We start from the raw sequence: 1,261 nt of genomic DNA on the forward strand, positions 1-1,261 counted from the left end.
TAATCAGATTGGTATTATTAGTTTCATAAGCGAGGCTTGCTAAAAATTTATATTGTTAGAAGGAAAGAAAGCTTAAAAGATATGTTTTATAAGCCTAGAAACAAAAAACGCCTGCACAAGGCAAGCGTTTAATTCAAATAAAAATAGAAGCTTAATTAGCTACTTTTTTCAACTTGACCAAATTCTAAATCAACTGGCGTTGAACGACCAAAGATAAGAACAGATACTTTAATACGGTTTTTCTCGTAGTCAAGCTCTTCAACAACACCATTAAAGTCAGCAAATGGTCCATCGATAACACGAATAACTTCGCCTGGCTCAAACAATGTTTTAGGTTTAGGCTTATCTGTATCAACAAGACGTTGTAAAATACGGTCAGCTTCTCTTTGTGTTATTGGCGCTGGACGATCACTTGTACCACCAATAAAACCAAGAACACGAGGTACACTTTTCACTAAATGCCAAGCATCAACATCCATTTCCATTTGCACTAAAACGTAACCTGGGAAAAATTTACGTGAACTTTTACGTTTTTGACCCGCTCTCATTTCTACCACTTCTTCGGTAGGAACTAAAACTTCACCAAACTTATCTTGCAAGCCGTGAATTTCAATGTGCTCAAGTAATGTTTTTTGTACACGACCTTCATAACCAGAAAACGCTTGTACTACATACCAGCGTAATTTTGGGTTTTGATTTACTTGTTTTTCTTCGCCTTCAGGAGATATATTTTCTTCTCCTTCAAAAGGTAAGTTTTCTTCAGACATAATTAAAGTACCTTCAAGCCTGTAACTAAACCAACTAACCAGAATAGAACAGAGTCTAATCCCCAAAGTAATACTGACATTAACAATGTCACTACTAATACAATACCTGTTGTTTGTACGGCTTCTTGACGTGTAGGCCATACAACTTTACGTACTTCCGTACGCGCTTCTTTTGCAAATATAGCAGCATTACGGCCTTTTTCAGTTTGTAAAGCAACTAAACCTGCAATACCTACTAATACTACAACAGCGATAGCTCTGATTAATACCGACTCTTCGCCGTAAACATAATTACCTGCAACAGCTGCAGCTAAAAGTAAAAAAATTACGCCCCACTTTAGCGTATCGAAAGAACTGCTGCTTGGTTGCTCTTCTGTACTTGCATTCATAAATTCTATTCCGTATTTATCTACACCAATAACGTCGCTTACTTTCACAAGCCACAAAATATAAGTACCTTTACTCATATTTACTCAAAATGGCAGGGGTGGAGA

General features: G+C 36.8%; 2 protein-coding genes. Both read right to left on the reverse strand.

The features are described from left to right. Nucleotides 1–155: 155 nt before the first annotated feature. Nucleotides 156–767, reverse strand: coding sequence for a transcription termination/antitermination protein NusG (gene nusG / locus KO502_RS03555; protein ID WP_252730486.1), 612 nt, complete (start codon nucleotides 765–767; stop codon nucleotides 156–158). Nucleotides 768–769: 2 nt separating this feature from the next. Then, nucleotides 770–1,156, reverse strand: a complete 387-nt coding sequence (secE, locus tag KO502_RS03560) for a preprotein translocase subunit SecE (protein WP_216021189.1) — start codon at nucleotides 1,154–1,156, stop codon at nucleotides 770–772. Between the last annotated feature and the right edge of the window lie 105 nt (nucleotides 1,157–1,261).

Origin of the sequence: Colwellia sp. E2M01 (genome assembly GCF_018860585.1) — a bacterium.
Taxonomy (GTDB): Bacteria; Pseudomonadota; Gammaproteobacteria; order Enterobacterales; family Alteromonadaceae; genus Colwellia.